We start from the raw sequence: 6,256 nt of genomic DNA on the forward strand, positions 1-6,256 counted from the left end.
AAGCGTAAATACAAGGGGTTTTGGTTTGCTTAAGCATCGAATAATTACTGCATTGATCTTGGCGCCGCTTGCATTGGCGGGTGTGTTTGGTACGGACGTACAGGGTTTTTACTGGTTTGTGGGTGGTATTGTTGCTGTGGCCGCGTGGGAATGGGCACGTATTGCTGGTTATGAAGCTCAATCACTGCGTGTTGCGTATGCTGTTTATATTGCTATTTGGCTGATATTTGCGCGTTATTTGCCTGCAACCCCAATTTTATACGCCGGATTATTGTGGTGGCTTGTCGCGATCGTTTTGGTGCTTCGCTACCCAGATACAGGTCGATTTTGGAAGCAACGCTCAGTTAAGTTGTTTATTGGTCTATTTGTCCTTATTCCGTTCTGGAAAACGATGCTCGCCCTCCGCGAAGCAGAGATGAGTATTGGTCTAGATATTGAAGTACATATCATTCTGCTCTACGCATTATTGCTCACATGGGCTGCGGATACCGGCGCGTACTTTGCCGGGAGAGCGTTTGGCAAGGCAAAGCTAGCGCCTGCAGTTTCTCCTGGTAAAAGCTGGGCGGGAGCATGGGGCGGATTGGCTTGTACGGTTTTATTGGCGTTAGCGTCTTCAGCGTATCTTGGTTTAAGTGCGTCAATGACAATTCAGCTTGTCATTATTACTTTGTTGGTCGCAATTATTTCGATTTTCGGTGATTTGACCGAGAGCATGTTCAAGCGTGAGGCGTGTATTAAAGACAGTAGTAATCTTTTACCTGGGCATGGTGGTGTGCTTGATCGTATCGATAGCCTTACAGCTAGTATTCCAGTACTAACTGCACTTCTTTATAGCTTTGCTTGGATCTCTTGGGGTGGTCAGTGAGTTCTGAAGCTGTCTGTGTATTAGGTGCGACAGGTTCTATTGGTTTAAGTACGTTAGATGTTTGCGCGCAGCACCCTGAGAAGTTTTCAATATTTGCTCTAAGCGCACATTCTGATTGGCGGGCGCTACTAAAGCTGTGTTTGGTTCACAAGCCCAAGTATGCCGTTATTTCATCTGAGCAGGTGCGTGCTGATGCGGTTGAGGCGTTTAAAAATGCGAGTACCGACACGGAACTTTTGTTTGGGGCGGACGCGTTAACATTTATCGCTAGCCATAATGAAGTAGATATTGTTATGGCTGCAATCGTTGGTGCGGCTGGTTTATCTTCGAGTTTTGCTGCGGCCCAGTCAGGAAAAAAACTTCTTTTAGCGAATAAAGAGTCTCTCGTGTTGGCGGGATCGCTGCTCATGAATGCAGTGCGTGAGTCCAATGGTGTCCTGTTGCCTATCGATAGCGAGCATAACGCGATTTTTCAGTGCTTACCGCACAACTACGCGTGTGGGAATAAGCCTGGTTCGGAAGTAACCCAAATATTATTGACCGCTTCCGGTGGTCCGTTCCGTTCTTTCAATCGGCATCAGCTTGAGTTGGTAACGCCAGAGCAAGCGTGCACTCATCCCAATTGGTCAATGGGTAGAAAAATATCAGTCGATTCAGCAAGCCTTATGAACAAAGGTTTAGAGTTGATTGAAGCTTGTTGGTTGTTTGATGTTTCAAGTGCCGATATTGAGGTTGTTGTGCATCCTCAAAGCATTGTTCACTCTATGGTTCGTTATGGAGATGGTTCTGTATTGGCGCAAATGGGAGAGCCGGATATGCGTACGCCTATCTCGTATGGTTTGAGTTGGCCTCATAGAATTGAGTGCGGTGTTAAGCCTTTAGACTTAACTGAAATTGCAACGCTGCATTTTGAAAAGCCAAATAGCGATTTGTTCCCATGTTTGAATCTGGCTCGCGAAGCGTTTGACGCCGGTGGATATGCCTCTGCTTATTTAAATGCTGCGAACGAAGTCGCAGTTGATGCATTTCTTAAAGGTAAGGTCAGGTTTGTCGATATTCCTGATATTATCGCCAATGCAATGAGTCGTGCACCAAAGACTGAGGTCGGTACGATTACTGATATTTTCTCAGCAGATAAAGATGCTCGTTCTCTTGCTGAATCTTTCATCGAAACACAAGCGTTAGTTTAACAGTTGCCATGGAATTCTTAGAGTCAGTCATTTCGTTAATTATTACCCTCGGTATTTTGGTGACCGTCCATGAGTACGGTCATTTTTGGGTGGCAAGACGATGTGGTGTTAAGGTCCTACGATTTTCCGTAGGTTTTGGTAAGCCGATTTTTAGTTGGCATGACAAGTTGGGAACAGAGTATGTAGTTGCCGCGATTCCGTTAGGCGGATACGTTCGCATGCTTGATGAACGAGAAGGTCATGTACCAAGTGAGCTCAAAGTTCAGGCTTTTTCTTCAAAACCTGTTTCGCAACGTATAGCAATTGCGTTCGCTGGCCCGTTAGCAAACTTTATATTTGCGGTATTAGCTTACTGGTTAATGTTTGTATTGGGCTTTAGCGCAATACAGCCAAAGGTTGGTGCTGTCATCGATGGAAGTCCAGCTTACGAAGCTCAAGTTCCTGTTGGTTCTATTATTACTCAAATTGACGATGAGCCCGTTCATGGTTGGCGTGATCTCGTTATGGGTTTGGTGAATTATATTGGTGATACGGACACAGTATCGTTAACTGCTCAGGTTGATGGCGTCAGTAAGCAGTTTGATGTTGAGCTAGATAAGTGGGTAGCTGGCGAGAAAGAACCTGACTTATTACGTAGTTTCGGTTTAGAACCCTTTAAGCCAAGAATTGAGCCTGTACTGGACACTATTATAGAAGGCGGCGCGGCCGATCAGTCTGGAATGTTATCGGGTGATATTGTCCGGGTTGCTGACGGAGTCGAAATTGATGATTGGTATCAATTTGTAGAGATTGTTCAGAACAGTGCTGGTCAGCAGTTGATTGTTGAAGTTGAGCGATCTCAATCTCCGGGTTTAGTGGCGCTTAAAGTTGTGCCTGAAGGTGTCGAATCACAAGGACGCCTTGTAGGAAAGATAGGTGTCGGTGTCGAGCCTTATAAATACCCAGAAGAGTTGATTGTTCAAGTAAGTTATAGCCCGCTTGATTCAGTTGGCGCAGCTGCATCACAGACTTGGTCAGATATTGCGATGACTTTTGGTGCTGTGAAAAAAATGGTCGTTGGCTTAGTTTCGCTGGATAACTTAAGTGGCCCTATTACGATTGCGCGCGTCGCAAATCAGTCTATTAGTACTGGTCTAGAAGAGTTCTTGAGGTTCCTGGCGCTTTTGAGCGTTAGCCTTGGTGTTCTGAATTTGTTGCCGATTCCAATGTTGGATGGCGGCCATATTCTGTTTTATTTAGTTGAGGCTGTGCGTCGTAAGCCGCTTTCCGAAAAGAGTCAGTTGATGGCGCTAAAACTCGGCATGTCTTTTGTGTTTATGTTAATGGCAGTCGCTTTTTATAACGATATTATGCGTCTTTAATGCTGCCTCTTCGGTAGTTTTGTGTGTGAGTAATGAATGAATAGTATTTCTTGGTACCCCGCCTTTTTTGCGTTAGCGATAGGGATGGTGCTTGCTTTCTCTGTAAATGCGAAAAGCTTTCAAGTCGAAGATATTCAAGTTGAAGGGTTGCAGCGTGTTTCGGCTGGTACGGTATTCTCGAGTTTTCCAATAGCCGTTGGGGAAGAAGTTGATACGATGAAGTTGTCTGAGGCGAGTAGATCGCTATTTCAGACGGGCTTGTTTACAGATATAAAATTGCTTGTAGATGATCGAGATCTGATTGTTTCTCTCGTTGAGCGTCCTTCTATAGCTAAGATTGAAATTGAGGGTAACAAAGATATTGCAGCCGAGGACCTGTTGGAAGGCTTGAAGCAAGCTGGGATGTCCGAGGGTCAGGTTTTTAAGCGCGTCACCTTGGAACGTTTGGAACTCGAAATCCTGCGTTCTTACGTCACTCAAGGGCGCTATAGTGCTTCAGTTGACGCAGAAGTCGAGGTTCTTGAGCAGAATCGCGTTAATATCAATATCAATATTGAAGAAGGTGAAGTGTCTTCGATTCTTCATATCAACATCGTTGGTAATGATGCTTTCTCTGATGAGTCTCTTATCGATTTGATGGAACTCAAAACACCTACCTTTTGGTCGTTCGTAACGAGTGATGACAAATATAGTCGTGAAAAATTGAGTGGTGATATCGAACGGATTCGTTCGTATTATCTTGATAGTGGCTATATCAAATTCACGATCGACTCTACGCAAGTGTCTATTTCGCAGGACAGCAAGGACGTCTTTATTACTATTAACGTCACTGAAGGTCCGTTATTTACGGTGCGAGACTTTCAGCTCAAGGGCGAGCTAATTTTAGAAAAAGAAGAACTAGAAAAGCTCGTACTCGTCAAAGAGGGGGATACATTCTCACGTCAGAAATTAACGCTCTCTGCAGACAATATTTCTCGCGCACTCGGTGGCGAGGGATATACCTATGCGAGTGTTAATCCAATTCCTGAGCCTCATGACGATAATAGCGCGAGCATTGTTTTTTATGTTGACCCAGGAAAGCGAAACTACGTTCGTCGAATTAATTTCCGCGGAAATACAACCACTAAAGATGAGGTTCTCCGTCAAGAAATGGTTCAAATTGAGGGTGCTTCGGCATCGACTGATCTAATTGAAGCATCTAAGACAAAACTTTCTCGTCTAGGATATTTCGCTAACGTCACGGTCGATACGCCTGCGGTTCCAGGTGTAAATGATCAGATCGACGTAAATTACTCTGTCGAAGAACAAAGCTCCGGCAATCTTTCTGCTAGCTTAGGCTTTAGCCAGGGTAGTGGTATCACTTTGGGTTTAAGTGTCTCTGAAAATAACTTCTTTGGTACCGGTAAGCGCGTTTCCTTCGGTGTAAATACTAGTGAGTCTGTCAAATCCGCTAATTTTAGTTATTTGAATCCTTATTACACGGTGGATGGGGTTAGTCGAGGGTTTAGTATCTTCGCAAGAGAGACTGATTTTGATGAATCGAATCGTTCTGATTATGTTCTTGATAGCACAGGGGCGTCAGTCACTTTCGGTTATCCAATAGACCCGGTATCTCGTTTAAGCTTTGGAGTGGGGTACAACCATACGAGCTTATCTGTTGGAGATTTACCCGCCTTAGAAATTGATCGCTTCATTCAAAAGTATGGCGATTCATTCAACAATTATGAGCTTGATGGTGGTTGGTCGCGTAGTACGTTGAATCGAGGCATGTTCCCAACCGCTGGTTGGCGCCAAGGTTTAAGCGCTTCGATTACTGTGCCGGGAAGCGATCTTTCATTTTACAAGGTTCGCTATAACTCTAATTTTTACGTTCCGCTAAGCAGTCAACACGACTTTGTTTTCCGTATGCGGAACGAGCTTGCTTATGGCGGGGCGTATGGTGACACAGATCAAATGCCATTTTATGAGCATTATTATGCCGGTGGTATCAACTCGGTAAGAGGGTATGAAAACAACTCTCTTGGTCCCAAGACAACTGAGCAGTTCCAGTTTGCGACAGCTGATCCATTTGGCGGTGATTTGCTAGTTGAAAATAGTTTTGAACTAATATTTCCATTGCCTTTTATCAAAGATCAAAGCTCCATGAGAATGGCATACTTTGTTGATACGGGTAATGTATTTGATACCGCACGAGGTTATGACTTTGCGTTTGAAGAAATTAGATGGTCAACTGGCTTAGCTTTGCAGTGGAATACATTTATCGGTCCACTTGGATTTAGCTTTGGCAAGGCCATGAATGCGACGCCTGAAGACGAAAAGCAGTTTTTCCAGTTTTCTCTTGGACAACCATTTTAATAAAAACGAGGATTTTATCTCATGAAATTAATTAGATCAGTTAGTGCTGTGGTAATGCTTGCGATGCTTAGTTTCTCAGTTGCAGCTGAGACTCGCCTTGGTTTGATCGATATGCGAGCAGCTTTATTTTCGTCAAAGGCGGCACAAAGCTTCTCGGATAAAATGGTCGCTGAGTTTAAGGAACAAGACCTTGAGGTCCGCGCTGTAAGTGAGGCTGCGCGCAAACTTGAACTGCGTTTGCAAAACGATGCGGCAATTATGAGTGATAGCGAACGAGCAAAACTTTCCGCGGATTTAGAGGAAAAAGCGCAAGAGTTTCGTTACTTGAAAACGAAGCTTGATAAGGCTTTGGCGGAGAAGCGTCAGGAATTTTTAGAACTGTCACGCCCGAATTTGGATATGGTGATTGCAGACTTGGTTGCTCAGGAAAAGCTGGATGTCATTATGCCAAGAGAAGCGGCTTTGTATGCCGATCCAAAACTTGA

Annotated in this window: 5 protein-coding genes; all 5 read left to right on the forward strand. The window is 44.4% G+C overall.

The window, feature by feature from the left end:
* The first annotated feature begins 25 nt into the window (after nt 1-25).
* Nucleotides 26-865, forward strand: coding sequence for a phosphatidate cytidylyltransferase (locus tag A3739_RS24975; RefSeq protein WP_068478417.1), 840 nt, complete (start codon nt 26-28; stop codon nt 863-865).
* Entirely contained in the window at nt 862-2,055 is a 1,194-nt protein-coding gene (ispC, locus tag A3739_RS24980) for a 1-deoxy-D-xylulose-5-phosphate reductoisomerase (protein ID WP_068478415.1), read from the forward strand. The genes A3739_RS24975 and ispC overlap by 4 nt, the downstream gene beginning before the upstream one ends.
* Nucleotides 2,056-2,063: 8 nt before the next feature.
* On the forward strand, nt 2,064-3,416 hold the full coding sequence (rseP, locus tag A3739_RS24985; RefSeq protein ID WP_068478413.1) for an RIP metalloprotease RseP: 1,353 nt from the start codon (nt 2,064-2,066) through the stop codon (nt 3,414-3,416).
* 36 nt (nt 3,417-3,452) lie between these two features.
* Entirely contained in the window at nt 3,453-5,771 is a 2,319-nt protein-coding gene (gene bamA, locus A3739_RS24990) for an outer membrane protein assembly factor BamA (RefSeq protein ID WP_068478411.1), read from the forward strand.
* 21 nt (nt 5,772-5,792) lie between these two features.
* A partial coding sequence (locus A3739_RS24995; protein WP_068503181.1) for an OmpH family outer membrane protein occupies nt 5,793-6,256 on the forward strand: 464 nt, incomplete at its 3' end.

It is taken from the genome of Oleiphilus sp. HI0067 (genome assembly GCF_001635735.1).

What these genes read in the sequence shown, in the direction of transcription:
- rseP (WP_068478413.1), top strand. Translation starts at nt 2,064, where the DNA reads ATGGAATTCTTAGAGTCAGTCATTTCGTTAATTATTACCCTCGGTATT.
- bamA (WP_068478411.1), top strand. Translation starts at nt 3,453, where the DNA reads ATGAATAGTATTTCTTGGTACCCCGCCTTTTTTGCGTTAGCGATAGGG.